At 66.1% G+C, this 24,229-nt stretch carries 27 protein-coding genes, 1 other RNA gene and 1 riboswitch; of the genes, 15 read left to right on the top strand and 13 right to left on the bottom strand.

Annotated elements, in window-relative coordinates:
- Positions 1–348 precede the first annotated feature (348 nt).
- The 4 genes from NCR34_RS03970 to panD all read left to right on the top strand — a co-directional run bounded on the left by NCR34_RS03970 (position 349) and on the right by panD (position 2,731).
- Positions 349–537, top strand: a complete 189-nt coding sequence (locus NCR34_RS03970; protein WP_250499255.1) for a DUF3460 family protein — start codon at positions 349–351, stop codon at positions 535–537.
- Between the two features lie 59 nt (positions 538–596).
- On the top strand, positions 597–1,424 hold the full coding sequence (locus NCR34_RS03965; protein WP_175940607.1) for a segregation and condensation protein A: 828 nt from the start codon (positions 597–599) through the stop codon (positions 1,422–1,424).
- A 72-nt stretch (positions 1,425–1,496) separates the two neighbouring features.
- Positions 1,497–2,330, top strand: a complete 834-nt coding sequence (panC, locus tag NCR34_RS03960; RefSeq protein ID WP_248321513.1) for a pantoate--beta-alanine ligase — start codon at positions 1,497–1,499, stop codon at positions 2,328–2,330.
- Positions 2,331–2,344: 14 nt separating this feature from the next.
- Positions 2,345–2,731, top strand: coding sequence for an aspartate 1-decarboxylase (gene panD / locus NCR34_RS03955; protein ID WP_250499116.1), 387 nt, complete (start codon positions 2,345–2,347; stop codon positions 2,729–2,731).
- Positions 2,732–2,789: 58 nt separating this feature from the next.
- On the opposite strand, the gene NCR34_RS03950 is transcribed toward panD, so the two are convergent.
- Positions 2,790–3,416: a nucleotide-binding protein gene (locus NCR34_RS03950; RefSeq protein ID WP_250499115.1), complete on the bottom strand. Its 627-nt coding sequence runs from the start codon at positions 3,414–3,416 to the stop codon at positions 2,790–2,792.
- Between the two features lie 177 nt (positions 3,417–3,593).
- On the opposite strand from NCR34_RS03950, the gene NCR34_RS03945 reads away from it, so the two are divergent.
- Positions 3,594–4,010: a PaaI family thioesterase gene (locus NCR34_RS03945; protein WP_250499114.1), complete on the top strand. Its 417-nt coding sequence runs from the start codon at positions 3,594–3,596 to the stop codon at positions 4,008–4,010.
- A 5-nt stretch (positions 4,011–4,015) separates the two neighbouring features.
- Here the strand turns inward: NCR34_RS03945 and NCR34_RS03940 are convergent, their stop codons facing one another.
- Entirely contained in the window at positions 4,016–5,488 is a 1,473-nt protein-coding gene (locus tag NCR34_RS03940) for a cobyric acid synthase (protein ID WP_250499113.1), read from the bottom strand.
- Between the two features lie 56 nt (positions 5,489–5,544).
- Between NCR34_RS03940 and cobU the strand changes: the two genes are divergently transcribed.
- Genes cobU through NCR34_RS03920 form a run of 4 tightly spaced genes read left to right on the top strand, consistent with a single transcriptional unit; the run spans position 5,545 to position 8,916 of the window.
- A complete protein-coding gene (cobU, locus tag NCR34_RS03935; protein ID WP_250499112.1) occupies positions 5,545–6,093 on the top strand; it encodes a bifunctional adenosylcobinamide kinase/adenosylcobinamide-phosphate guanylyltransferase in 549 nt (182 codons plus the stop codon).
- Between the two features lie 3 nt (positions 6,094–6,096).
- Complete coding sequence (gene cbiB / locus NCR34_RS03930; RefSeq protein ID WP_250499111.1) at positions 6,097–7,038, top strand: adenosylcobinamide-phosphate synthase CbiB; 942 nt, start codon at positions 6,097–6,099, stop codon at positions 7,036–7,038.
- Entirely contained in the window at positions 7,031–8,026 is a 996-nt protein-coding gene (cobD, locus tag NCR34_RS03925) for a threonine-phosphate decarboxylase CobD (protein ID WP_250499110.1), read from the top strand. The genes cbiB and cobD overlap by 8 nt, the downstream gene beginning before the upstream one ends.
- Positions 8,023–8,916 carry a cobalamin-binding protein gene (locus NCR34_RS03920; protein WP_250499109.1) on the top strand — a complete coding sequence of 298 codons (894 nt, stop codon included), beginning with the start codon at positions 8,023–8,025 and terminating at the stop codon, positions 8,914–8,916. The genes cobD and NCR34_RS03920 overlap by 4 nt, the downstream gene beginning before the upstream one ends.
- 7 nt (positions 8,917–8,923) lie before the next feature.
- On the opposite strand, the gene NCR34_RS03915 is transcribed toward NCR34_RS03920, so the two are convergent.
- The 6 genes from NCR34_RS03915 to NCR34_RS03890 are packed head-to-tail and all read right to left on the bottom strand — an operon-like array spanning position 8,924 to position 14,987.
- Entirely contained in the window at positions 8,924–9,493 is a 570-nt protein-coding gene (locus NCR34_RS03915; RefSeq protein WP_250499108.1) for a histidine phosphatase family protein, read from the bottom strand.
- Positions 9,478–10,239 carry an adenosylcobinamide-GDP ribazoletransferase gene (locus NCR34_RS03910; RefSeq protein WP_250499107.1) on the bottom strand — a complete coding sequence of 254 codons (762 nt, stop codon included), beginning with the start codon at positions 10,237–10,239 and terminating at the stop codon, positions 9,478–9,480. The genes NCR34_RS03915 and NCR34_RS03910 overlap by 16 nt, the downstream gene beginning before the upstream one ends.
- A gap of 1 nt (position 10,240) precedes the next feature.
- On the bottom strand, positions 10,241–11,293 hold the full coding sequence (cobT, locus tag NCR34_RS03905; protein WP_250499106.1) for a nicotinate-nucleotide--dimethylbenzimidazole phosphoribosyltransferase: 1,053 nt from the start codon (positions 11,291–11,293) through the stop codon (positions 10,241–10,243).
- 12 nt (positions 11,294–11,305) lie between these two features.
- Entirely contained in the window at positions 11,306–12,085 is a 780-nt protein-coding gene (locus NCR34_RS03900; RefSeq protein ID WP_250499105.1) for an ABC transporter ATP-binding protein, read from the bottom strand.
- A complete protein-coding gene (locus NCR34_RS03895) occupies positions 12,082–13,080 on the bottom strand; it encodes a FecCD family ABC transporter permease (RefSeq protein WP_502800049.1) in 999 nt (332 codons plus the stop codon). The genes NCR34_RS03900 and NCR34_RS03895 overlap by 4 nt, the downstream gene beginning before the upstream one ends.
- Before the next feature lie 35 nt (positions 13,081–13,115).
- Complete coding sequence (locus tag NCR34_RS03890; protein ID WP_250499104.1) at positions 13,116–14,987, bottom strand: TonB-dependent receptor domain-containing protein; 1,872 nt, start codon at positions 14,985–14,987, stop codon at positions 13,116–13,118.
- Between the two features lie 85 nt (positions 14,988–15,072).
- Positions 15,073–15,367: riboswitch (cobalamin riboswitch) on the bottom strand.
- Positions 15,368–15,606: 239 nt separating this feature from the next.
- Between NCR34_RS03890 and NCR34_RS03885 the strand changes: the two genes are divergently transcribed.
- The 5 genes from NCR34_RS03885 (at position 15,607) to NCR34_RS03865 (ending at position 17,950) form a co-directional block, all read left to right on the top strand.
- A complete protein-coding gene (locus NCR34_RS03885) occupies positions 15,607–15,996 on the top strand; it encodes an ATPase (RefSeq protein WP_250499103.1) in 390 nt (129 codons plus the stop codon).
- Positions 15,993–16,307, top strand: a complete 315-nt coding sequence (locus NCR34_RS03880) for a cell division protein ZapA (protein WP_175939686.1) — start codon at positions 15,993–15,995, stop codon at positions 16,305–16,307. Before NCR34_RS03885 ends, NCR34_RS03880 begins: the two co-directional genes overlap by 4 nt.
- A 104-nt stretch (positions 16,308–16,411) precedes the next feature.
- A non-coding RNA gene (gene ssrS / locus NCR34_RS03875) (6S RNA) lies at positions 16,412–16,594 on the top strand.
- 92 nt (positions 16,595–16,686) lie between these two features.
- On the top strand, positions 16,687–17,145 hold the full coding sequence (locus NCR34_RS03870) for an EVE domain-containing protein (protein WP_175939685.1): 459 nt from the start codon (positions 16,687–16,689) through the stop codon (positions 17,143–17,145).
- Between the two features lie 79 nt (positions 17,146–17,224).
- On the top strand, positions 17,225–17,950 hold the full coding sequence (locus NCR34_RS03865) for an SIMPL domain-containing protein (protein ID WP_250499253.1): 726 nt from the start codon (positions 17,225–17,227) through the stop codon (positions 17,948–17,950).
- A 43-nt stretch (positions 17,951–17,993) separates the two neighbouring features.
- On the opposite strand, the gene lgt is transcribed toward NCR34_RS03865, so the two are convergent.
- Both lgt and NCR34_RS03855 read right to left on the bottom strand, forming a co-directional pair.
- On the bottom strand, positions 17,994–18,890 hold the full coding sequence (lgt, locus tag NCR34_RS03860) for a prolipoprotein diacylglyceryl transferase (protein WP_250499102.1): 897 nt from the start codon (positions 18,888–18,890) through the stop codon (positions 17,994–17,996).
- 36 nt (positions 18,891–18,926) lie between these two features.
- Complete coding sequence (locus NCR34_RS03855) at positions 18,927–19,883, bottom strand: LysR family transcriptional regulator (protein ID WP_250499101.1); 957 nt, start codon at positions 19,881–19,883, stop codon at positions 18,927–18,929.
- Between the two features lie 106 nt (positions 19,884–19,989).
- On the opposite strand from NCR34_RS03855, the gene ilvD reads away from it, so the two are divergent.
- Positions 19,990–21,663 carry a dihydroxy-acid dehydratase gene (ilvD, locus tag NCR34_RS03850; protein ID WP_250499100.1) on the top strand — a complete coding sequence of 558 codons (1,674 nt, stop codon included), beginning with the start codon at positions 19,990–19,992 and terminating at the stop codon, positions 21,661–21,663.
- 79 nt (positions 21,664–21,742) lie between these two features.
- On the opposite strand, the gene NCR34_RS03845 is transcribed toward ilvD, so the two are convergent.
- The 3 genes from NCR34_RS03845 to NCR34_RS03835 all read right to left on the bottom strand — a co-directional run bounded on the left by NCR34_RS03845 (position 21,743) and on the right by NCR34_RS03835 (position 24,128).
- Positions 21,743–22,093 carry a DUF2486 family protein gene (locus NCR34_RS03845; protein ID WP_248321483.1) on the bottom strand — a complete coding sequence of 117 codons (351 nt, stop codon included), beginning with the start codon at positions 22,091–22,093 and terminating at the stop codon, positions 21,743–21,745.
- 69 nt (positions 22,094–22,162) lie between these two features.
- Complete coding sequence (locus tag NCR34_RS03840) at positions 22,163–22,579, bottom strand: DNA polymerase III subunit chi (RefSeq protein WP_250499099.1); 417 nt, start codon at positions 22,577–22,579, stop codon at positions 22,163–22,165.
- 7 nt (positions 22,580–22,586) lie between these two features.
- Complete coding sequence (locus NCR34_RS03835; RefSeq protein WP_250499098.1) at positions 22,587–24,128, bottom strand: leucyl aminopeptidase; 1,542 nt, start codon at positions 24,126–24,128, stop codon at positions 22,587–22,589.
- Positions 24,129–24,229: the final 101 nt, after the last annotated feature.

Below are 24,229 nucleotides of genomic sequence, written 5' to 3'. Positions count from 1 at the left end.
AAACGCCCCGCCAAACGTGACCTCCGGCATCGGGATGAGTGGGAATCGAAAGGTGAAGCGGTCCAGCGGGTGCGGCTTCGATGCGGCTTCGGTACGGCTTGCGCCGCACGGCGCAGGCGCTATTTCACCACATCGATGCGCGCGGGCGACGTAAAAAAGCACGGTACGGCGCGAGAGCCGTGCGCCGTTGGACGGCTCGGAGGCCCGGCGGGTTCCGTGCGCGAGCGCGGCAAGTGCCGATATGCGTGGACCGCGCCTCTCCTTGCGGTAAAATCGCCGACGAACTCGCGCGCCCGTTTGCCCGGGCGCGCCGCCCTCATCGAACCGAATCGACTCAACGGAAGCCGGATCATGTATCAGTCGGACATCACCCAGTTCATCAATCAGCTGAAAGCGCAGAAACCCTCGCTGGAAGACGAACAGCGCCGCGGCCGCGCGCTCTTGTGGGACAAACAGCCCGTCGATCTGGACGAGCGCGCGCGTCAGCAGACATCGCGCGTGAAGCAGACGCCTTACGTGTACTACCAGAACTTCTGAACGTGAGCGCCGGCCAGGAGCCGCAAGCAGCGCGGGAAGATGCACGCGAAAATCGCGACGTGGCGCTCGCCGCGCCCGCGACCGATTCGACGCCCGACACCATCGACGGCGTCGCGATCGCGCATCTGTACGGCGAGCCGCTCTGGAAGCTGCCGACGGATTTGTACATTCCGCCGGACGCGCTCGAAGTCTTTCTGGAAGCGTTCGAAGGCCCGCTGGACCTGCTGCTCTACCTGATCCGCAAGCAGAATTTCAACGTGCTCGACATTCCGATGGCGGATGTCACCGCGCAGTATCTCGGCTACGTGGACCAGATTCGCCAGTCGAATCTGGAACTGGCGTCGGAATATCTGCTGATGGCGGCCATGCTCATCGAGATCAAGTCGCGCATGCTGCTGCCGGTCAAGAAGGCCGACACTGGCGAGGACGCCGAAGACCCGCGCGCCGAACTCGTGCGCCGGCTGTTGGAATACGAGCAGATGAAGCTCGCGGCGCAGCGCATCGACCAGTTGCCGCAACTCGGCCGCGACTTCCTGCGCGCGGAGGTGTATATCGAGCAGGCGTCGGTGCAACGCTTCCCGGACGTCGACATGAACGACCTGCGCGCCGCCTGGGCCGACGTCATCAAGCGCGCCAAGCTCGTGCAGCATCACAAGATTTCGCGCGAAGAGCTTTCGGTGCGCGAGCACATGAGCATCATTCTGCGCCGCCTGCAAACCGCGCGCTTCATGGAGTTCACGGAGCTTTTCGATACGTCGCGCGGCGTGCCGGTGGTCGTCGTGAACTTCATCGCGATGCTGGAGTTGTCGCGCGAATCGCTGCTCGAAATCACGCAGGCCGAGCCGTATGCGCCCATCTACGTCCGGCTGGCGTACTCTCCTGCCTAAGAACCCGCTTTTCTCCCACATTTGCCTCGGGGCAGCCGATTTTCACGCCGCCCGCCAGGAGACACCCGCTCGATGAAAGTCATCAGCTCGATCCATGAACTGCGCGACCAGTTGCGCGGCCAGAACCGAACCGCCTTCGTCCCGACGATGGGCAATCTTCACGAAGGCCATCTCTCGCTGATGCGGCTCGCGCGTCAGCATGGCGATCCCGTGGTCGCGAGCATCTTCGTGAACCGCCTGCAATTCGGGCCGAACGAAGACTTCGACAAATATCCGCGCACGTTGCAGGACGACATCGAAAAGCTGCAGCGCGAGAACGTCTACGTGCTGTTCGCGCCGACCGAGAAGGACATGTATCCGGAGCCGCAGCAGTATCGCGTGCATCCGCCGCACAATCTCGGCGACATTCTCGAAGGCGAATTCCGCCCTGGCTTCTTTCATGGCGTGTGCACGGTCGTGATGAAGCTGATGTCGTGCGTGCAGCCGCGCGTCGCGGTGTTCGGCAAGAAGGACTACCAGCAGTTGATGATCGTGCGGCAGATGTGCCATCAGTTCGCGCTGCCGACGGAGATCGTCGCCGCCGAGACCGTGCGGGACGAAGACGGCCTCGCGCTGTCATCGCGCAACCGCTTTCTGTCGCCTGCCGAGCGCGCGGAGGCGCCGCAGCTTGCCGCGCAACTGCAGCGCGTGCGCGAAGCCGTGCTGTCGGGCAACCGCGATATCGCCGCGCTCGAACGCGACGCCATGAACGCGCTCGCCGAGCGCGGCTGGAAGCCCGACTACGTGAGCGTGCGCAAGCGCGCCGACCTGCTCGCGCCGGGCGAGGCGGACGCGGATGCGCCGCTCGTCGTGCTCGCGGCGGCGAAGCTCGGCGCGACGCGCCTCATCGACAATCTGGAAATCTGAAGGAAGTCCGCAACATGCAACGCACCATGCTCAAATCGAAGATTCATCGCGCGACGGTCACGCACTGCGAGCTGCACTACGAAGGCTCGTGCGCCATCGACGAGGATCTGCTCGAAGCGGCCAATCTCCTGGAGAACGAGCAGATCGACATCTGGAACGTGAACAACGGCGAGCGCCTGACCACGTATGCGATCAAGGGCGAGCGCGGCAGCGGCATGATTTCGCTGAACGGGTCGGCGGCGCGGCGCGCGCAACTGGGCGATCTCGTCATCATCGCGGCATTCGCGCAGGTGGACGAAAAGGAGATCGCGGCGGGCTGGAAGCCGAATCTCGTGTTCGTCGATGAAAACAACCGCATCAAGGGCAGCCGCGATCACGTGCCGACGCAGAACTGGACGTGAATCGTCGGAGCTTTGTCCGCACGAAGCCGGCGCATCCGTCGTGGAGCGCCGGCTTTTTTCATTTCTTCTGCGCCCAGTCGATGATCGGCTGCCACTGCTCCAGGTCTTTCTCGACGCGGCTTTGCGCGACATCCCAGATGGTGAGACCGTGCGCGGCGAGTTGCACGTAATTCTGCGTGTCGCGCAGAAACGCCAGCACCGGCAGATCGAGCCCTTCCACGAAACGATGCAGCTGGTCCGCCGAGCGCGTGCGCGCATCGACGCGCATGCCGACCACGCCCACCTGTATCGAGCCTTTGCGCACCGCCTTTTCCTTCGCCAGCTTCGCGAGAAAATCCTGCGTCGCGAGAATGTCGAACATGGACGGCTGCAACGGCACGATGACCTTGTCGGCCAGTTGCAGCGCCAGCGCGAGCCGGTTGCCGTGCACGCCGGCCGGTGTATCGACGATGGCTTTTTCCAGACCTTTCGGCGGCTTCACGGGCGCATCGGGATTCACGCCCCATTCCTCGATTTTCGGCAGCGTCTCGACGCGCAGCGAGAGCCAGCCGTGCGCCGAGCGCTGTTTGTCGAGATCGGCGAGCGCGACCCATTCGCCGTTCGCGGCGAAATAGCCTGCCAGGTTCGTTGCGAGCGTGCTCTTGCCGACGCCGCCTTTCGGATTTGCCACCACGATCACGGTCATGGAATGTCCTGATATTTGTACGGCGCGCGAGAAAGTGCGGAAGCCGCGCGCACGGTTTCGTCGTTATAGAACGGATACATGATTCGAGCCGTTGATAATATCGGCAAACGACACGCGCGGCACGCTGGCCGGTTGGCCAATGGCGCGCGCTTTCTCTACTCGACCGGATGATCGCTCATGCCCCTTCGCCCCGACGTCACGCTCGATTTCCTGCGCAACCGCCAAAAAGGCCGCCTGCCCGATCTGCTCGGCATCCAGTTGCTTTCGCTCGATGAAGGCGCGCTCACCGGCGAACTCGAGATCCGCCCGGAACTGCTCGCGCCGAACGGCTTTCTGCACGCGGCGACCGTCGTCGGGCTCGCGGATACGTGCTGCGGCTACGCGTGCATCGCGCATCTGCCGGAGAAGGCGCAGAACTTCACGACGCTCGAACTCAAGAGCAATCACGTTTCGACGGCGCGCGAAGGGAAGATCGTCGCGAAGGCGAGCGCGGTGCATCTCGGACGCAGCACGCACGTCTGGGACGCGACGGTGACGAACGGCGATGGCAAGCTGATCGCGATGTTTCGGTGTACGCAGATGATCTTGTACTGACGCGTTCAGGCGAACAACGCCGCGACCGCATCCATATCGAGCGACTTCGCGAACGCATCCGCGAGTCGTTCCAGCGACGCCTCGCGCAGCGCGGGATAGTCGAGCGGCGCGGCATCATCGACGCCGGCCCACGCGAGCAGCGCGGCGCAGGCCTCGGGCGTATCGAAGACACCGTGCAGATATGTCGCGGCGATCTGTCCATCGTCCGATATCGCGCCATCGACGCGCCCCGACTCCAGTGCGACCAACGGCCGGTCCAGCGCCGCGCCGCGCGTGCGGCCCATGTGGATCTCGTAGCCGCGCACGGGCGCGTTCGTCGCGCCGATCAGGAGCCGTCCAGTGACGTTCTCCAACTGCTTCTGCGGCGTGAGCACCGTGTACAGATCGAGCAGGCCGAGACCCGCAACACGCCCCACCGCGCTTTCCACGCCTTCCGGATCGTCGATCTCGCGGCCGAGCATCTGCATGCCGCCGCAAATGCCGAGCACTTTCCCGCCGTATCGAAGATGCCGGGTGATCGCGCGATCCCAACCGTGTTCGCGCAGCCACGCGAGATCGCGCTGCACGCTTTTCGACCCCGGCAGCACGATCAGATCCGCAGGCGGCGGCGCGACGCCCGCGCGCACGTACTCGAAATCGACCTGAGGATGCGCCCGCAGCGCGTCGAAGTCGGTGTGATTGCTGATGCGCGGCAACGCGGGCACGATCACCTTCAGCGCCGCCCTTTCGCTCGGCGTACGGGAATCGCGCGGCAGCATGTCTTCGGCATCGAGCGTCAGGCCGTGCAGATACGGGAGCACGCCGAGCACGGGCTTGCCAGTCTGCGCTTCGAGCCAGTCGAGCCCCGGCTTCAAGAGGCCGATATCGCCGCGAAACCGGTTGATGACGAAGCCGCGCACGCGCGCCCGCTCGCTCTCCGACAAGCACGCGAGCGTGCCGACGAGATGGGCGAACACGCCGCCGCGATCGATGTCCGCCACCAGCACCACCGGACAATCGACGCGCTCGGCGAAGCCCATATTCGCGATATCGCGGTCGCGCAAGTTGATCTCGGCGGGACTGCCCGCGCCTTCCACGATCACCGCGTCGAAGTCGGCCTGCAAGCGCGCGTAGGACTGCAATACGGCATCGAAGGCAATGCTCTTGTACGCGTGATAAGCGCGCGCGTCGAGATTGGCATGCGCGTGGCCGTGGATGATGACCTGCGCGCCGCGATCGCTCGTCGGCTTGAGCAGCACCGGATTGAAGTCGATGCGCGCCGGCACGCCCGCCGCCACCGCCTGCAACGCCTGCGCGCGGCCGATCTCGCCGCCGTCGATCGTCACCGCGCTGTTGAGCGCCATGTTCTGCGGCTTGAACGGCGCAACGCGCGCGCCGCCGCGCCGCGCGAGACGGCATAGGCCCGCGACGAGCGTGCTCTTGCCGGCATCGGACGTGGTGCCCTGAATCATCAACGTGCCGCGCGGAGTGAAGGGCATCGGAGGATTCCCATGAATAACGACGCGCTATCTTAGCCCGTCAGTACAATATTGCGATGATCCCCGACATCACGTTCATCCTCGGCGGCGCTCGTTCCGGCAAGAGCGCGCACGCCGAACGCCTCGCCGACGAAAGCGGCCTGCCCGTCACGTATATCGCGACCGCGCGTATCGGCGATTCCGAGTTCGCCGAGCGCGTGCGGCATCATCGCTTGCGCCGGCCCGCGCACTGGACGCTCGCCGAAGCGCCGCTCGATCTCGCGGGCGCGTTGCGCGAAGCGGATCGCGCGGGACACTGCGTGCTGATCGACTGCCTCACGCTCTGGCTCGCGAATCTGCTCTGCCCTTCCGATGCCTCCTTCGACGAACCCGCCACGCTGCCGCCCGCCGCCATCGAAGCATTCGATGCCTTCGCCCGCGCCCTCGCCGATGCGCGCGGCAAGGTCATCGTCGTGAGCAACGAGATCGGGCTCGGCGTGGTGCCGCTCGGCTCGGTCACGCGCCTCTATGTGGACGAGCTCGGCCGGCTGAACCAGCGCGTCGCGGCCGCCAGCACGCGCGCCATGTTGATGGTCGCGGGCCTGCCGCTCATCCTGAAGGACTGAAGCATGCTCCTTCTTTCCGTCTACGCGATGTCGCTGCTCGCCGTGCTCGGCGTGATCGTCGATCGCATCGTCGGCGAGCCGCGCGGGCGGCATCCGCTCGTCGCGTTCGGCCAGTTGGCGACGAAGCTCGAAGCGCGGCTCAACACCGGGCATCGCGCGCGGCCAGCGGGGATTCTCGCGTGGATCGTCGCGGTCGCGCCCCCCGTCTGTATTGCGTGGTTGCTGGTCAGCGTGCTGCCGTTCGCGTATGCATGCATCGTTCACGTGATGCTGCTGTGGTTCGCGCTCGGCGCAAAGAGCCTGCGCCAACATATCGCGCCGATTGCGCGGGCGCTGAGTCTCGGCGATCTCGACAGCGCGAGAACGCTCACGTCGCGGATCGTGTCGCGCGATACGTCGCAGGCCGACGAGCTGGCGTTGTCGCGCGCGGCGGTCGAATCGGCGCTGGAGAACGGCAACGACGCGATCTTCGGCGCGCTCTTCTGGTTCGCGATCGCGGGCGGGCCGGGCGCGCTCGCGTTCCGGCTCGCGAACACGCTCGACGCGATGTGGGGTTATCGCACGCCGCGCTATCTGCGTTTCGGCTGGGCAGCGGCGCGCTTCGACGACGTGCTCAACTACCTGCCCGCGCGTCTCACGGCCGCGAGCTACGCGCTCACCGGCGACACCGGCATGGCGTGGCATTGCTGGCGCACGCAGGCGCGTTCGTGGGACAGCCCGAACGCCGGCCCGGTGATGGCCGCGGGCGCGGGCAGCCTGAACGTGCTGATCGGCGGCGCGGCGGTCTATCACGGCGTGCTCGAAGCGCGGCCGACGCTCGGCGCGGGCCATAACGCGACGCCCCGGCATGTCGTGGCGGCGCTACGGCTCATCGACCGTTCGGTGCTGCTGTGGCTCGCCGTGTTTCTGGTCCTCGCCATCCTGAGTGTGACGACGAATGCCTGATCCGATTCCACACGGCGGCAACTTGCGCTACGCCGCGCGCCGCTATTCGATACCGCTCGACGACTGGCTCGACCTTTCGACGGGCATCAATCCGCGCGGCTATCCGGTGCCGCCCGTGCCGCCGGACGCGTGGCGACGCCTGCCCGAAGACGACGACGGCCTCGCCGATTGCGCCGCGCGTTACTACGGCGCGCCGCTCGCGCTGCCGGTGGCGGGCTCGCAAGCGGCGATCCGCGCGCTGCCGTTTCTGCTACAGCGCGGCACGGTGGGCGTCGCGCCGCTGACGTACGGCGAATATGCGCCGGCGTTCGCGCGCGCGGGGCATCGCGTGGTGCCGCTCGATATCGCCTGCGCGGAGCTGCCCGCGTTGCTCGATCACGTGATCGTCGCGAATCCGAATAACCCGACGGCCGAGCGGCTCGACCGCGAAACACTGCTGCGCTGGCACGCGCGGCTGGCGTCGCGCGGCGGCACGCTGATCGTCGATGAAGCGTTCGCCGACGCCGATCCCGCCGCGTCACTCGCCGATGAAAGCGCCCGCGATGGTCTCGTCGTGCTGCGTTCGGTCGGCAAGTTCTTCGGGCTGGCGGGCATCCGCGCGGGCTTCGTGCTCGCCGCGCCTGCGTTGCTCGACGCGTTGCGCGACATGCTGGGCGCGTGGACGGTCGGCGGACCGGCGCGGCATGCGGTCATAGCCGCTTTTGGCGATAACGCATGGCAGGCGGAGACGCGCGAGCGTTTGCAGCGCGACGGCGCGCGACTCGCTGCAATCATCGCGCGACATGGGTTCGAGGTGCGCGGCACGCCGCTCTTCGCATGGACGCAAACGTCGCGGGCGCGGTCGCTGCAACACGAACTGGCGATGCGCGGCATCTGGACGCGGCTCTTCGACCGGTCCGATATGACGCCGAGTGTGCGCATCGGTCTGCCGGGCAGCGAAGGCGATTGGGCGCGGCTCGAACGCGGGCTTGCGGAGATCGTCGGATGAACGTGCGGCTGAATCTTTGCGCATGCGCCGCCCTCTTCGCGATGAATCACGCGCACGCGTCGCTGACCGTCACGGACGACACTGGCGCTCCCGTCACGCTCACCGCGCCCGCGACGCGCGTCGTAAGCCTCGCGCCGCATGTCACCGAGTTGCTGTACGCAGCGGGCGGCGGCGCGCGCATCGTCGGCACGGTGAGCTATAGCGACTATCCGAAGGAAGCGCAGTCGATCCCGCGCGTCGGCGACAACAAGGCGCTCGATCTAGAGCGAATCGTCGCGCTGCATCCGGATCTAATCGTCGTGTGGCGGCACGGCAATGCGGCGCGTCAGACGGATAAGCTGAAGACGCTCGGCATCCCGCTCTTCTTCAGCGAGCCGAAGCGCCTCGCCGATATCCCCGCGAGCATCGACAAGCTGGGCGCGCTGCTCGGCACGGAAGACACGGCGCGCGCCGCATCGACGGCTTTCACGCGCGATATCGCGGCACTGCGCGCGCAGTACGCGCGACTGCCGCCGGTGCGCGTGTTCTATCAAGTCTGGGACGATCCGGTGATGACGCTCAATCGCGAGAACGTATTCAGCGAAGTGATCGGGCTATGCGGCGGCGTGAACGTGTTCGCTGCCGAAGCGCCGCGCGTGCCGACCGTTTCGACCGAAGCCGTGCTCGCCGCGAACCCCGAGGCGATCGTCACGGCGACGCCCGGCGCGACGAAGCCCGAGCGCCCATTGCCCGCACTCGACCGGTGGAAGCAGTGGACGTCGCTGACGGCGGTCGCGCGTGGCAATCTGTTCGGCATCGACGGCGATCTGATCAATCGGCCGACGCCGCGTCTGGCGCTCGGGGCGGCGCAGCTTTGTCGTGATCTGGACGTGGCGCGGAAGCGGCGTTAGCAAAGCGCTACCCATTCCACCGCACGAGCCCCCACCCGGTACCGAACCGCCGAAGCTGCACGATCCCACCAAACGCGATCGGCCATTGCAGCACGCTCGCCCGATCCACGCGCAGCAGATACGCCACGAGCACCCGCACCACGCCCGCATGCGCGACCACATGCACCGCATTCGACGCCGTGGCGCACGTCTCATCGAACCACCCCGTCACGCGCTCGCCGAACTGCGCGAGACTCTCGCCGCCGTGCGGACGCGCGTGCTCGATATCGGCGGCCCACGCGTCGATGAGCGCGCGGTCGATATCGTTCCACGCCCGGCCTTCCCATGCGCCGAAATGCAGTTCGGAGAGCCGCGCGTCGATGCGGGCCGCGCCGAGCGCCTCGGCCAGCAAAGCGCATCGACGCAAAGGACTCGTGTGCCATCCATCGACGCAAGCGGGAACATCGAGCGAACGCATGCGCGCGTCGATCTCATGCGCCGAAGCTCGCGCATCGCGGGCAAGCGGCACATCGCTTTGGCCGTAGCAGACGCCTTCATCGACGGCCACAGCCGGGTGACGTATCAGTACGAGGTCCATGCAAGCCCGACGAGATAGATCGCGATTTCGAAAACCTGCTGCGCGCAGCCGAGGCAATCGCCCGTATAACCGCCGATGCGCCGCACGAAGTAGCGCCCGGCGACCACGCGCAGCAACGCGAGCACGGCAATCGAGACGCAGGCGAACTTCCAGCCGAAGCACAAGAGCCACGGCAAACCGAAGAGCATCGCGGTCGCGAAGGACATCACGCTCATGCGCTGCGCGACCGGCTTCGCCTTGCCTTCGGCACGCACGTAATCGAGCGTGAGCAGATAGCTGATCGCGAACGCCCGGCTCGCAGCGTGCCCGGAAATCATCAGGACTACTGCGCGCATCGGCGGCAACGCGGCGAGGCTTTGCCACTTCAGCGCGAGCGCGATGACGAGCGCAGTCGCGCCAAACGCGCCGATGCGCGAATCGTGCATGATGCGCAGCACGTCGTCGCGCGTGTAGCCGCCGCCGAAGGCATCGGCGCAATCGGCGAGTCCGTCTTCGTGGAAAGCGCCGGTGAGCAAAAGCGTCGCGGCCATCGAAAGCAGCACCGCGATGCCTGCGGGAAACACGCGCAGCGCGGCGAGATACACGAGCGCCGCGACGCCGCCGACCATCGCGCCGACGAGCGGAAAGTACCGCGCCGCCGCGTTCAGATAGTCGCGCTCGAAGCCGACCCAACGCGGCACCGGCACGCGCGTGAAATAGCCGAGCGCGGTAAAGAAATAGCGCAGTTCGTCGAGCGGCCGGTTCATGTCAGGCGTGTTTGTTCGAGACGCCCGCCGCATCGAAGCTCGCCATCTCATCGACGAAAGCCACGGCCGCGCGCAGGATCGGCAGCGCGAGCGCCGCGCCCGTGCCTTCGCCCAGACGCATGTCGAGTTGCAAGAGCGGCGCGGCGTCCAGATGCGCGAGCATGCGCTGATGCCCCGCTTCGTTCGAAGCATGCGCGAACACGCAGTACTCGCGCACGTCCGGCGCGATCCGCGACGCGACCAGCAGCGCGGACGTCGCGATGAAGCCATCGACGAGAACGGTCATGCGCGCTTCTGCCGCCGCGAGATACGCGCCCGTCATCATCGCTATTTCGAAGCCGCCGAACGTGGCGAGCGTGTCGATAGCGTCGCCGCTCGCCGCATGCGATGCGAGTGCGCGCCCGAGCACGTCGCGTTTATGCGCGAGGCCGCGATCGTCGAGGCCCGTGCCGCGGCCGACGCATTCGTCGATAGGCAACGCGCACAAGCGGCTCATCAGACACGCCGCCGCCGACGTGTTCGCGATGCCCATTTCGCCGAAGCCGATCACGTTCGTCCCGAGCGACGCGTGGTGTCGCACGCGCGCCGCGCCCCGCGCGATGCCTTCGAGCGCCGTCTCACGCGACATCGCCGCTTCGCGCGCGAAGTTGCGCGTGCCGAGACCCAGCGACAAGCGCTCGTAGCCGTGATCGACCGGAATCGGCGTCGCGACGCCCGCATCGACCACTTCGAGCGCCATGCCGACGGAGCGCGACAGCGCGTTGATCGCCGCGCCGCCCGCCAGAAAATTCGCGACCATCTGCGCCGTCACTTCCTGCGGATACGGGCTCACGCCTTCGGCCGCGATGCCGTGATCGCCCGCGAAGACGATCATCGCGGGACGCTCGATGCGCGGCTTCGTCGTCTGCTGGATCAATCCCATTTGCAGCGCGAGCGTTTCGAGCCGGCCGAGGCTGCCGGGCGGCTTCGTCTTCATGTCGATGATGCGGCGCAGCTCCGGTTCGATGCTGCGGTCGAGCGGGCGGGGCTTGGGCAGCGCGTGAGCAGTGGACATCGGCGTTCCTCGTCAGAAAGGGTGAAGCGAAGGCACGAGCGCTTCATGCTCGCCATCGCGGATCAGGACCAGCGGATAGCCGAACGCCGCGCTCGCGCGCGCGGGCGTCAGCACGTCGGCGACAGCACCGACATGCGCGCCGCCCTGGCCGTCGAGCAAGAGCGCGTGCGTAGCGAAGCGGCGCGCGAGATTCAGGTCGTGGCACGAAAAGACGATCGCGCGTCCCTCGTCGCGCGCGGCTGCCGCGAGCGCATGCAGGCAGTCGATCTGATGATGCAGGTCCAGATGCGCGAGCGGTTCGTCGAGCAGCAAGAGCGGCGCTTGCTGGCATATCGCGGCGGCGAGCGCCACGCGCTGCCTTTCGCCGCCCGACAACGTGAGCACGTCGCGCGAAGCCAGGTCTGCGAGACCGAGCGCCGCGAGCGCGGCGTGCGCGGCGGCGCGGTCGTCTTCGCTTTCCCAGCCCCAGCCCGTCAGATACGGAAAGCGGTTGAGCAGCACGGTGTCGAGCACGGTCGCGCTGAAGGCGTCGTGCGTGCTTTGCGGCATCAGCGCGCGTTCGCGGGCGAGGTCCGCCGCGCGCCATGACGCGAGCGCGCGGCCGCCGAGCGTGATCGCGCCAGATGCCGGCTTCGCGAGTCCCGCCAGCACGCTGATGAGCGTGGTCTTGCCCGCGCCGTTCGGCCCTGCGATACACCATACTTCGCCCGCCGCGATGATCGCAGAAAGGCCATCGACGAGCGTTCGGGCGCCCGCGCGCAAGACGAGATTGTCGATCGAGAGCGGCTTCATCGCGACCTTCGCAGCAGCATCCACAGGAACATGGGCACGCCGATCAGCGCCGTGACAACGCCCACCGGCAACTGCGCCGGCGCGATGACCGTGCGCGCGGCGAGGTCCGCGCTCATCACGGCGAGCCCGCCCGCGAGCGCGGCGGCCGGCACGAGCATGCGCTGGTCGTTGCCGAACGCGAGCCGCAGCAGATGCGGCACCACGAGCCCGACGAAGCCGATGGTCCCCGCCGTCGTGACGGCCGCCGCCGCCGCGAGCGATGCCACCAGATACACCCGCAGCCGCACGCGTTCCACCGGCACGCCGAGCGAACGCGCCGTGGCTTCGCCGCGCAGCAGCACGTTCAACTGCGGCGCGCACGGCACGATCAACGCGAGCGCCACGCCGAGCGCGAGCATCGCGGGCCACGGCGTCGATGCGCCGTTGAGGTCGCCGGTCAGCCAGAAGATCATGCCGCGCAGCCGGTTCTCCGGCGCCACGCTGAGTATCAGCGTGATGAGCGCGCCCCACCCCGCCGCGACCACGACGCCCGTGAGCAAGAGCCGTGGCGATGCGTCCTGTTCGCCGTGCCACACGTGCGTGCGCGCGAGTCCGAGCACCAGAACGATGGATGCGAGCGCGCCCGCGCACGCGGCGAGATCCACGCCCCACCACGGCATCGACGCGAGCATCGCGGAAAGCGCGAACGCCGCCGCGCCGCCGGATACACCGAGCACGTAGGGTTCAGCGAGCGGATTGCGCAGCAGCACTTGCAGCAGCGCCCCGGCGAGCGCGAGCAGCGCGCCCGACGCGAAGCCCGCGAGCGCGCGCGGCAATCGCAAATTCAGCACGATTTCGTCGGCGATATCGGGCGTGGCCGCATGCGCGTGCAGCAGCGCGGCGATGGCGCGCGATGGCGGCAGCGCGACGCTTCCGAGCGCGAGCGACGCCGCCAGCACGCCAAGGGCCGCCGCCGCGAGCGCGAGCCAGATCGCGGCGGCGCGGCCTGCGTGCATCGCCTTCATCGGGCGGCGCGCGTCAGCGGCGTGGCTCACGACGGATGCCAGCCGATCGTGACGTAAGCGCCGCGACGCGGCGTGTTGTACGAGTAAGCCAGTTCATAGTTGCGGTCGAACAGGTTGTCGATGCGCGCATTCACGTACCACGACTTCGTGATGTCGTATTGCGCCGAAAGATTGACGACGCCGTAGCCCGCGAGCGTCGAATCGTAGTCGCTGCGCGCGCCGCTCACGATCCATTCGCCGCCCACGCGCCAGCGCCCGATCGAGCGATGCGCCGACAGCGACGCGAAGCGCCTTGCGCGACGCGTGAGGTCTTCGTGATTCGTCTCGTCGACCGGATTCTGAAACGTCACACTCGCGCGCACGTCGGTTGCGCCCACGTGTCCCGCCCACGATCCCTCGACGCCCTGCACCTTCGCGCGCCCGACGTTCTGCGCGGTATAGAAGCCGCTGCTGTCGCCCACGTAGTCGATCAGATTCGAATAGCGCGTCTCGAACGCCGTCACGCGCACCACGCCGATCTGGTCCGATGCGTACTGCAACGCGGCCTCGGCCGAATGGCTGCGCTCCGGCTGTATCGACGGATTGCCGCTGAACGGATAGTAGAGATCGTCGAAGCTCGGCGCGCGAAACGCCGCCGCGTAGCTCGCGCTCGCGCGCCAGTGCGAATCGAAGTTGTACGCGTAGCCCAGATAGTAGCTGTTCGCGCTGCCGAAGTCGGAATACTGGTCGCGGCGCACGTTGGCCTGCACTTCACTCGGACCGAAGCGGCCGACATAGCCCGCGAAGACGGAGTTCACATGCCGGTCGGGCGCGCTGAACTGATCGGAGTCGAGCGACTGGTCGAGATGCTCGTAGCCGAACACGAGCTTATGCGCCTCGGTGAGCCGGAAGTCGTTCTGCCACAGATACTGATGATTCTCCGAGTCGAAGCGGCTCGTGTAGACGCCGTTGTGCTCGATATTCGCCCGGTCTTGCCCTTGCGCGACGGTGAAGTGCGTCGTCCAGTTGTCGGTCAGCTTGCCGTTCGCGAACACCGACGCCGAGCGCACGCGATCATGCGATTCGTTGAGATCGGTCGGCACGCCGTAGGGATCGTCGAAGCTGTTCACGCCGTTCGATTGCAGAAAGCGCACGCCTGCGTCCCACTTGTCGCTGAACTTGTGGCGCAGCGTCGCGGCGACGCTTTCGTTCAGATAACCGTTCGCGTTCGGATTCGCGGCGGGCGCGAGCGCGGGATCGATCGACGAGAAGCCGTCGGTCTTCTCGCGCGACACGTTCAGGCTGAACGTGGTGCGGCCCCCGGCATCGAGCGCGCCGTCGACGCCCGCCGACTGCCGCTGCGTGTGATAGCTGCCGTATTCGGCTTCGAAGTGAAAGCGCGGCGGATGTGCTTCGCCCTCCTTTGTGAAAATCTGCACGACGCCGCCGATCGCGTTGGACCCATACAGCGCCGACACGTTGCCGTTGACCACTTCCACGCGGCCGGTCTGATCGAGCATCAATTGCGACAACTGGGCCGCGCCCAGAGAGACGGATTCGACGCGCACGCCGTCGATCAGCACCAGCGATTGCGTCGACGACGCGCCGCGTATGAAGACGCCCGAGGTTGCGCCCGGCCCGCCGTTGCGCGTGATCTGCACGCCGGGCGCAAGCGCGATGAGCCCGAGCACATCGTTTGCATTGCTGTCGGCGATGTCTTGCGCGTCGAAGAGCGTCGCCTGCGGGATGGAATCGGCGAGCGGTTGCGCGCCGCGCGTCGCCGTGACGACGACGGGCGCGAGCGTCTGCGACGGAGAATCGGAATCGGCGTGCGCGGCCTGGACAAGCGGCGCACTCGCGGCGGCGCACATCACGACGCGCGCCGCGCGACGAATGAGGCCGGACGAAGGCAAAAGCATGTGTGGAGCGTTCCCGTTGGAGACTGGCGCGTGCCCCGCTCCCCGCGAGGTCTGTGCGCGACGCACGCGCCGTCTTGCAAAGCATCGGCGCGCTGGACGATTGGCCGGTATCCGGGCTGGCGACGCATCGTCCCGCCTTCCCGCGCTTCGAAGCGCAGTGGCGCCGACACGTTTCTTGCAGTCGCGTCTCGGATGGCAAACGACCACGGAGCAACAAGAAGAAACGCGCGAGGGACGACTTGCAACTTGCGTTGCGGTCGCTTACCGTTGCGGGGGCAGCACAGGTTGGCGAGCCGCGCGAGGCGAGACAACGCTTCCTGTTTCCCGTTTGACTGCGCCGCAAGAAAGGCGGCGCGAGCACCAAAAGTGCGGCAAGTGTAGGAGCGCGCATGGGGGCCGTCAAGAAGGCGCGCGCCCCGTCATCGCGAGGCTTGAGCGACGAGCGAGCAACGAGCAAGCGTCGTCAGCCACGCATCCGAGTGCGTCACGCGCGGCCATTCCGCACATGAATACGCGGCGATGCGCGCAAGATCGCGTGTTGTTACGTCTCGAAACGAGACAATTATCGGAAGCACCGTTGAACCGCGCTAAAATGCCAGGTCTTTAGAGGACGCAGCACATGCTCAACGAACTCGAATCACTGTCAGGGAACATCGGCCGGCTGATCAAGATCAGCGAGCGCCACAATCAGGCGCGTCTCGCGCTCGAAGCACAAATCGAACAGCTGCGCGCCGATTACGCCAGCGTTCAGGCCGAACTCGCGCAGGTTCGCCACGAGCGCGACACGCTGCAAGGCGAACGCGATTCGCTGTCCGCGAAGATCGACGACGCGCAAGTGCGCCTCAACGCGATCCTCGAAAAACTGCCGCGCGGCAAAGCGCATCATGCCGAGAGCGACAATCAGCTCGATCTTCTGAACGCCGAATCCAGCGCGTCGCGCGAAGCGCAGCACGAACATGCGCACGCGGAAGAAGTGCACGGCGAGCAACATCAAGGAGAGAAGGCATGACGACCACGCAGATCGAAGTATCCATTCTCGGCCAGCAGTATCGTCTCGCGTGCTCGCCGGAAACCGAGGCCGCGCTGCGCGAAGCCGTGGCCCGCGTGGATGCCGAAATGAACAAGGTGCGCAACGCAAGCAGCGTGCGCGGAACGGACCGTATTGCCGTCATGGCCGCGCTTTCGCTCGCGTCCGAATTACTGAAGCTGCAGGAAAGCGTGCGCCACGGCGAAGCATTTCCGGCCGAGGAAATCCGCCGCACCATGCATTCGATGAACGAGCAGCTCGGCGCTGTCATTGCGCAATATGAAGCGCACTGACGGTCATGCGCTGATCTAATCAGCGTCGCGATATCCATCAAAAAAAGATACCGCGAGAAACGCAGGCAAGGGCTGCAAGGACCAAACGTTTGGTGTACAGTGAGGTTTCCCTGCCTGGTACGCCAAGGTCATATATTCCTTGAACCAATGCTACATTGGCACGGTTGCGGAACGTTGCAGCACGGGCGCGCGCGTCACTCTGTCTGATGTACCCGAAGTGTTGCTTACCGCGACCAATCTTGAACCCAGGTTCAGGATGCCGGCCTAGCGGCTGAGGCGGGGACCTTATTTCTGGAAGCACGAACGGCATCGGTTCTTACCGGTGCCGTTTTCATTTGCATCGCCCGAAACCGCACGCACACTCCTTCACGCCGAACTCATGCGCTACTGGCTGATGAAGTCCGAACCGGACGAAGCGAGCATCGATCATCTCGCGCACGCGCCCAAGAAGACGCTGCCGTGGACCGGCGTGCGCAACTATCAGGCGCGCAACTTCATGCGCGACCAGATGCAAATCGGCGACGGCGTGCTCTTCTACCATTCGAGTTGCCCGGAGCCCGGTATCGCGGGAATCGCGAAGGTCTGCTCGACGGCGTATCCCGACCCCACGCAGTTCGATCCCAAGAGCGCCTATTACGATCCCAAGTCCAAGCAGGACACGCCGCGCTGGATGCTCGTGGATGTGCGCTTCGTGAAGAAGACGCGGCTCATTCCGCTCGCCGAACTGCGGGAGCATGCGGAACTCGCCGGCATGCAAGTGCTCGCGCGCGGCAACCGGCTGTCGATCACGCCGGTCACCGAGGACGAATGGCGCTTTATTACCGAACGCCTCGTCTAGAGCAGGAACTAAGGGCTCGAGGCGGACGCCTAAGTGCGGTCGCGAATCACGCGACGCCTTGCGTTGGAGTCCTTCGATGATGAACAAGAAAACCGCCGCCGCCCTCGCCCTCGCGATGTCGAGCGCCACTCTCGCCTATTCCGCCTCGGCCGCCGCGCAGACGGTCATCGCCAATCCGCAACCCGCGGGCGTGCTCTCGCTTTCGGCGCAGGCGAGCGCGCAGGTGCCGCAGGATGTCGTCACCATTACGCTCTTCTACGAGCAGGAAGCCGCCGATCCTTCATCGCTTACCGCGACGCTCAATCAGCGCGCCGAAGCTGCATTGCGCGAAGCGAAGGGTGTCGATGGCGTCACCGCGAAAAGCGGCTCGTTCACGGTGTATCCGTCCACCGACCGCGACGGCAAGATATCCGCATGGCGCGGACGCACGGAGATCGTGCTCGAATCGCACGACTTCGCGGCGGCCTCGAAGCTCGCGGGCAAGATGAGTTCGTCGATGCAAGTTGGCAACGTCACGTTCTCGCTGTCGCCGGAAGCGCAGCGCGCCGCGGAGCAGAAGCTCTCGACGCAGGCCATCGATTCGTTCCGCAAGCAGGCGCAAGCCGCCTCGCAGGCGTTCGGCTACAGCAGCTATTCGATTCGCGAGGTGAACGTCGGGCATAGCGGCGTGGCGCCGCGCCCGGTGATGATGATGCAATCGCGCGCCATGGGCGCCGATGCCAAGATGGCCGCGCCGATGGCGCTCGAAGCCGGCACGACGACCGTCACTGTGGATGTGTCCGGCTCCGTGCAGATGGGCCGCTGATCGAGCGAGGTAAGCGGGACCGCGATCGCGGCCCCGCGCGAGATCACGCCGCGTTCGCCGCCACGCGACGATGCCGCTTGTAGGCCCACACCATCATGATGACGCCGGCGACGATCATCGGCAGCGACAGCCACTGGCCCATCGAGAGCCCGAGCGCGAGCAGGCCGAGATAATCGTCCGGTTCGCGGGCGAATTCGACCGTGAAGCGCGCGAGTCCATAGCCGATCAAAAAGAGCGCGGAGATGGCGCCGACCGGGCGCGGCTTGCGCGAGAACGTCCAGATCACGATGAATAGCACGATGCCTTCCAGCGCAATCTCATACAACTGCGACGGATGGCGCGGCAGCATGTGATAACGCTGGAAGATTTCCATCAGATGCCACTTCGCGTCGAGTTGCGGGTTCTTCGCGAGCCAGATGGCGTCGTCGTTCGTCGAGTTCTGGAACAGCATCGCCCAGGGCGCGGCAGGATCGGTCACGCGGCCCCACAGCTCGCCGTTGATGAAGTTGCCGAGACGCCCCGCCGCGAGGCCGAGCGGCACCATCGGCGCGACGAAATCGGTCACTTGCAGCCACGTGCGTTTGCGCTGGTAGGCGAACAGCACCATCGCGAAGGTCACGCCGAGAAAGCCGCCGTGAAACGACATGCCGCCTTCCCACACCTTGAAGATATCGAGCGGATGCGCCGCGTAATAGCTCGCCTTGTAAAACAGCACATAGCCGATGCGTCCGCCGAGGATCGTGCCGAGCACGCCGTAGAACAGCATGTCGTCGATGTCCTTCGCGCTCCAGCCTTGCGCGGCGACATACGGCAACCGTAGCCGCAGCCGTCCGATGACGATGGCGGAAATGAACGCGACCAGATACATGAGGCCGTACCAGCGCACGGCGAGCGGTCCGAGGTGAACCGCGACGGGATCGAAATTGGGGTGAATGAGCATCGTAGAGTTCTAGAGCCAAGCGAAGTCAGGCACGAATCATAAAGCAGAGACGGCGGCCGCCCGCGCGCGCACGATCTCGATGAAGCCGGCGAGCACCGGGCTCACCTCGGCCGCGCGCCACACGAGTCCGGTTTCGACGACCGGCGCATCCGCCACCGGCCGCAGCGGACGATACACCACGCCCGTGCGCCGCAAATGCCGCAGCGACTGCGGCACGAGCGCGACGCCCATGCCGGCGGACACGAGGCTCACGATGGTCTGCATCTGGATCGCCTCCTGCCCGATGCGCGGCGTGAGTCCCGCTGCGCCGTAGCAGCCCATAATGATGTCATACAAACCCGGCGCGAGACGCCTCGGAAACACGACGAGCGGCGCGGCGGCGAGATCGCGCAGATCGACGGGCGTGTCGGCCCATTCGGCCGTGCCCTGCTGCAATTGCTCGGCGGCGTCCGCGGACATGGCGACGACGAGCGGCTCGCGGGCAATCGCGAGATACGACAGCGACATCGCGTGGCGCGGCGGCAGCGGCGGAATGACGAGCCCCGCGTCCACGCGCCCGGCGACGAGTTCTTCGATCTGCACGTCGCTCGTCGCTTCGGTCAATTGCAGCCGCACGCCGGGATAGCGCGCGCCGAAATCACGCAGCAGCGCGGGCAAGAGGCCGTAGTCCGCGGTGGACACGAACGCGAGCGACAGCACGCCCGCCTCGCCGCGCGAAAGCGACTGCGCGAGCGGACGTAGCGCATCGGCGGCGGCGAGAATGCGCCGCACCTCCGGCAGCAGATCCTTGCCGACCGGCGTCAATTCGACCGTGCGCTTCGTGCGCGCGAAGAGCGCGACGCCGAGCGCGTCCTCGAGCGCGCGAATCGCCTGCGAAAGCGGCGGCTGCGTCATCGCGAGACGCGCGGCGGCGCGGCCGAAATGCATCTCTTCCGCCACGGTCACGAAGTAGCGCAGCAAACGCAGTTCGATCGGCGCGTTTCGCTCGTCCATCAATATCTTCTCCGACCTAATAGACCCTGAATAATATATTGGACAGATACAAGCCGACGCTGCATTCTTGCGCCACTAGACAAAAGAATCTTCAAGGAGCCCCAACATGGCCTTCAATCGCCGCTCGAAAAACGTGACGCAGGGCGTCGCGCGTTCGCCCAATCGTTCGATGTACTACGCCCTCGGCTACAAGGAAGAGGATTTCGACAATCCGATGATCGGCGTCGCCAACGGCCACTCGACGATCACGCCGTGCAACGCCGGCCTGCAGCGCCTCGCCGATGCCGCCATCGCGGCGATCAAGCAGTCGAACGCGAATCCGCAAGTGTTCGGCACGCCGACGATCTCCGACGGCATGTCGATGGGCACCGAAGGCATGAAGTACTCGCTGGTGTCGCGCGAGGTGATCGCGGACTGTATCGAGACGGCCGTGCAGGGCCAGTGGATGGACGGCGTCGTGGTGATCGGCGGCTGCGACAAGAACATGCCGGGCGGCATGATCGGCCTGGCGCGCATGAACGTGCCGGGCATCTACGTGTACGGCGGCACCATTCGTCCGGGCAACTGGAAGGGCAAGGACCTGACCATCGTGTCGTCGTTCGAGGCGGTCGGCGAGTTCACGGCGGGCCGCATGTCGGAAGAGGACTTCAAGGGCGTCGAGAAGAACGCGTGCCCGTCCACCGGCTCCTGCGGCGGCATGTACACGGCCAACACCATGAGCTCGTCGTTCGAGGCGCTCGGCATGTCGCTCCTGTATTCGTCGACGATGGCGAACCCCGACGACGAGAAAGTGGACTCCGCCGCCGAATCGGCGCGCGTGCTCGTCGAAGCCGTGAAGAAGGACTTGAAGCCGCGCGACATCATCACGAAGAAGTCGATCGAGAACGCGGTCGCGCTCATCATGGCGACGGGCGGCTCGACCAACGCCGTGCTGCACTACCTCGCCATCGCGCACGCGGCGGAAGTGGAATGGAGCATCGACGACTTCGAGCGCATGCGCAAGAAAGTGCCGGTCATCTGCGATCTGAAGCCTTCGGGCCAGTATGTCGCGACGGACCTGCACAAGGCCGGCGGCATCCCGCAAGTGATGAAGATCCTGCTCGACGCGGGTCTGCTGCACGGTGACTGCATCACCATCACGGGCCGCACGCTCGCTGAAGAACTGAAGGACGTGCCGAGCAAGCCGCGCGCGGATCAGAAGGTGATTTTCCCGATCGAGCAGGCGCTCTACAAGGAAGGCCACCTCGCCATTCTGCGCGGCAATCTTGCGGAAGACGGCGCGGTCGCGAAGATCACGGGCCTCAAGAACCCGGTGATCACCGGCCCGGCGCGCGTGTTCGACGACGAGCAAACCGCGATGGAAGCGATTCTCGCCGACAAGATCAAGGCCGGCGATGTCGTCGTGCTGCGCTATCTCGGCCCGCAGGGCGGCCCCGGCATGCCGGAGATGCTGGCGCCGACGTCGGCGATCATCGGCAAGGGGCTGGGCGAATCGGTCGGGCTCATTACCGACGGGCGTTTTTCCGGCGGCACGTGGGGCATGGTGGTCGGCCACGTCGCGCCGGAAGCGTACGCGGGCGGCACGATCGGGCTCGTGCAGGAAGGCGATTCCATCACCATCGACGCGCACAAGCTGCTGCTTCAACTGAACGTGGACGACGCGGAAATCGCGCGCCGCCGCGCCGCCTGGAAGAAGCCCGCGCCGAAGTACACGCGCGGCGTGCTGGCGAAGTTCGCGGCGCTGGCGCTGCCGGCGAATCGCGGAGCGGTGACGGGCTGAAGCTGACCGACAGTCTTCGCTGATCAAAGCAAAAGGGGCGCTCGATGCGCCCCTTTCGTCATTCCCGGCAACGCGAGACTCAACCGCCCCGCTGCCGCTGCAACTCTTCCTCGACCGCGACGGCCACCCACTCGCGCATCTTGCTTTCGAGCGCCAGCGACACTTCGCGCGTGATCTCCTGCACCATCTTCGCCGAATGCTCGCGCAGCACGTCCTGGCAACGCGCCTCGATGATCGCGCGGGCGTCGCCGGTCAGAAACTGCGTGACACGGCCTTGCAGCCGCTCGCCGACGCGTTGCGCCTCGTAAGCGGCCGCCGCGTCGTTGACGCCCGGGGCGCGCGCGAACTCCGGCTTGCCGGGCACGACGACATCGGTGAGAACGGGAATGGACGAATCGAACGATTCGGGCGTGTGCGTGTTGTCGGTCATGATGTCGGATGGTCTCTCAGTGGTCTCCACCGCCGATGCTAACGCGGCGCGAGGTTACGCACTGTTCGCTCAACCGCCTTGCTTGTGCGTTTCGATGGCGTAGCCGCGATCGCGATAGAAGCGAAAGCGCTCGCGCCCCGCCGTGAGTTCGTCAGCGTCGTCGCCGATGATTTCCACCAGACGCTCGAAGCGCGCGAACTGCGCGGGCACCGGCGCGCCCAGATTCACGAGCACCTGATGATGCGGCACGTCGTCGAGATCGGCGGCGAGCACGACCGGCGTTTCCTGCGCGAGCGCGCTCTTCGCCATGCAGTGCGGCACGAACTCGAGCGGCGCGAAGGTCCACAACTGTTCGTCGAACGCGGCGAGGCGCGCCGGGTCCGCGAGCACGACGACCGAGCGCCCGCTCGCATACGCCTTGCGCGCGAGGCGGCAGGCATAGGCGAGCGGATCGCCGACGTTCGTGTGAAAGTCGATGCGCGTCATGGCGCGATCACTGCCCCGCGCGGTCGATCAGGAACTGCGAGAGGAGCGGCACCGGACGGCCCGTCGCGCCCTTCGCCGCCCCGCTCTTCCACGCGGTCCCGGCGATATCCAGATGCGCCCACGGATAGTTCTGCGCGAAGCGCGACAGGAAGCACGCTGCCGTCACGCTGCCCGCCGGACGCCCGCCGATGTTCGCGACATCCGCGAAATTCGACTTGAGCTGATCCTGATACTCCTCGTCGAGCGGCAGACGCCACGCCGGATCGACCGCCTCGCGCGATGCGTCGAGCAACTCGCCCGCGAGCGCGTCGTTTTTCGAGAAGAGGCCCGTGTTGTGATGGCCGAGCGCGATGATGCACGCGCCCGTCAGCGTCGCGATGTCGACGACCGCAGCCGGCTTGAAGCGCTCCGCGTAGGTAAGCGCATCGCACAGAATGAGGCGGCCTTCGGCGTCCGTGTTCAGCACTTCGATGGTCGTGCCGTTCATTGCGGTGACGATGTCGCCCGGTTTCAGCGCGTTGCCCGCGGGCATGTTCTCGCACGTCGGCACGATGCCGATCACGTTCAGCTTCAGGCCCATTTCCGCGACCGCGCGCAGCGTGCCGAAGACCGAACCCGCGCCGCACATGTCGTACTTCATCTCGTCCATCGCCTCGCCGGGCTTGATCGAGATGCCGCCCGAATCGAATGTGATGCCCTTGCCCACGAGCACGATCGGCGCGTTCTTGTTCTTGCCCTTGCCCGATTCGCTCGAAGCCGCGCCCGCGCCCTGATACTGCATGACGATGAACTGCGGCGGCTGCACCGAGCCCTTGGCCACGGAAAGGAACGAGCCCATGTTGAGCGCTTCGATCTGCTTGAGGCCGAGCACGTCCACTTTCAGCTTCCAGTCGCGGCCGAGTTGCTTCGCGGTCTGGCCGAGATAGGTCGGCGTGCAGACATTCGGCGGCAAATTGCCGAGATCGCGCGTCAGGTCCATGCCGTTCGCGATCGCGACGCTCTGCCTGATCGCGATGCGGCCGGCTTTCTCGTCCGCCGGGTCGATGCTGAAGACGATCTTCTTCAGCGAGCGCGCGCCGTTTTCGGGCTTGCTCTTCATCTGCGTGAACTTGTAGGTGAGCTCGCGCAGCGCGAGGATAGCAGCGCGCACCGCCCAGTCGCCGCTGCGCTCCTGGATGGGCAGTTGCGCGAGCGTGAACGTGACTTGCGCGATCTTCGTGCCGAGAATGACGCGCCACGCCGCGCGCACGGCTTCGCCATACGCTTTCTGATTGAAGGCGTCCTGCTTGCCGAGGCCGACGAGCAGCACGCGCGCCGCGCCGATGCCCGTGACTTCCGGCACCAGCAGCGTGGTGCCCGCGCGACCGCTCATGTCGCCTGCCTTCACGATGCGCGAAATCAAGCCCTTCGTCGCGAGATCCAAGGCGAGGGCCGCGCCCGAGAGCGTCTGTGCTTCGAAGACGCCGAGCACCACGACATCGGCCTTTCCGGTCAGGAAACCATTTGACTCGCCTTTGCTCCAATCACAGGCTTTTATGCTAAAGTCCATCGCGCTTATCCTCGGTAAAATCCAGGCTGAAGGATGAAAGCCGCAATTATCCGCTATTTTTACCGCGGCGGTCACAGGCTCGCGGCGCCGGGGAACGAAGC

Source organism: Caballeronia sp. GAWG1-5s-s (genome assembly GCF_023631445.1).
Classification (GTDB): Bacteria; Pseudomonadota; Gammaproteobacteria; order Burkholderiales; family Burkholderiaceae; genus Caballeronia.
This window is presented reverse-complemented; position numbering and strand designations above follow the sequence as displayed.

What these genes read in the sequence shown, in the direction of transcription:
- panC (WP_248321513.1), top strand. Translation starts at nt 1,497, where the DNA reads ATGAAAGTCATCAGCTCGATCCATGAACTGCGCGACCAGTTGCGCGGC.
- panD (WP_250499116.1), top strand. Translation starts at nt 2,345, where the DNA reads ATGCAACGCACCATGCTCAAATCGAAGATTCATCGCGCGACGGTCACG.
- NCR34_RS03950 (WP_250499115.1), bottom strand. Translation starts at nt 3,416, where the DNA reads ATGACCGTGATCGTGGTGGCAAATCCGAAAGGCGGCGTCGGCAAGAGC.
- NCR34_RS03945 (WP_250499114.1), top strand. Translation starts at nt 3,594, where the DNA reads ATGCCCCTTCGCCCCGACGTCACGCTCGATTTCCTGCGCAACCGCCAA.
- NCR34_RS03940 (WP_250499113.1), bottom strand. Translation starts at nt 5,488, where the DNA reads ATGCCCTTCACTCCGCGCGGCACGTTGATGATTCAGGGCACCACGTCC.
- cobU (WP_250499112.1), top strand. Translation starts at nt 5,545, where the DNA reads ATGATCCCCGACATCACGTTCATCCTCGGCGGCGCTCGTTCCGGCAAG.
- cbiB (WP_250499111.1), top strand. Translation starts at nt 6,097, where the DNA reads ATGCTCCTTCTTTCCGTCTACGCGATGTCGCTGCTCGCCGTGCTCGGC.
- cobD (WP_250499110.1), top strand. Translation starts at nt 7,031, where the DNA reads ATGCCTGATCCGATTCCACACGGCGGCAACTTGCGCTACGCCGCGCGC.
- NCR34_RS03920 (WP_250499109.1), top strand. Translation starts at nt 8,023, where the DNA reads ATGAACGTGCGGCTGAATCTTTGCGCATGCGCCGCCCTCTTCGCGATG.
- NCR34_RS03915 (WP_250499108.1), bottom strand. Translation starts at nt 9,493, where the DNA reads ATGGACCTCGTACTGATACGTCACCCGGCTGTGGCCGTCGATGAAGGC.
- NCR34_RS03910 (WP_250499107.1), bottom strand. Translation starts at nt 10,239, where the DNA reads ATGAACCGGCCGCTCGACGAACTGCGCTATTTCTTTACCGCGCTCGGC.
- cobT (WP_250499106.1), bottom strand. Translation starts at nt 11,293, where the DNA reads ATGTCCACTGCTCACGCGCTGCCCAAGCCCCGCCCGCTCGACCGCAGC.
- NCR34_RS03900 (WP_250499105.1), bottom strand. Translation starts at nt 12,085, where the DNA reads ATGAAGCCGCTCTCGATCGACAATCTCGTCTTGCGCGCGGGCGCCCGA.
- NCR34_RS03895 (WP_502800049.1), bottom strand. Translation starts at nt 13,080, where the DNA reads ATGCACGCAGGCCGCGCCGCCGCGATCTGGCTCGCGCTCGCGGCGGCG.
- NCR34_RS03890 (WP_250499104.1), bottom strand. Translation starts at nt 14,987, where the DNA reads ATGCTTTTGCCTTCGTCCGGCCTCATTCGTCGCGCGGCGCGCGTCGTG.
- NCR34_RS03885 (WP_250499103.1), top strand. Translation starts at nt 15,607, where the DNA reads ATGCTCAACGAACTCGAATCACTGTCAGGGAACATCGGCCGGCTGATC.
- NCR34_RS03880 (WP_175939686.1), top strand. Translation starts at nt 15,993, where the DNA reads ATGACGACCACGCAGATCGAAGTATCCATTCTCGGCCAGCAGTATCGT.
- NCR34_RS03870 (WP_175939685.1), top strand. Translation starts at nt 16,687, where the DNA reads ATGCGCTACTGGCTGATGAAGTCCGAACCGGACGAAGCGAGCATCGAT.
- NCR34_RS03865 (WP_250499253.1), top strand. Translation starts at nt 17,225, where the DNA reads ATGAACAAGAAAACCGCCGCCGCCCTCGCCCTCGCGATGTCGAGCGCC.
- lgt (WP_250499102.1), bottom strand. Translation starts at nt 18,890, where the DNA reads ATGCTCATTCACCCCAATTTCGATCCCGTCGCGGTTCACCTCGGACCG.
- NCR34_RS03855 (WP_250499101.1), bottom strand. Translation starts at nt 19,883, where the DNA reads ATGGACGAGCGAAACGCGCCGATCGAACTGCGTTTGCTGCGCTACTTC.
- ilvD (WP_250499100.1), top strand. Translation starts at nt 19,990, where the DNA reads ATGGCCTTCAATCGCCGCTCGAAAAACGTGACGCAGGGCGTCGCGCGT.
- NCR34_RS03845 (WP_248321483.1), bottom strand. Translation starts at nt 22,093, where the DNA reads ATGACCGACAACACGCACACGCCCGAATCGTTCGATTCGTCCATTCCC.
- NCR34_RS03840 (WP_250499099.1), bottom strand. Translation starts at nt 22,579, where the DNA reads ATGACGCGCATCGACTTTCACACGAACGTCGGCGATCCGCTCGCCTAT.
- NCR34_RS03835 (WP_250499098.1), bottom strand. Translation starts at nt 24,128, where the DNA reads ATGGACTTTAGCATAAAAGCCTGTGATTGGAGCAAAGGCGAGTCAAAT.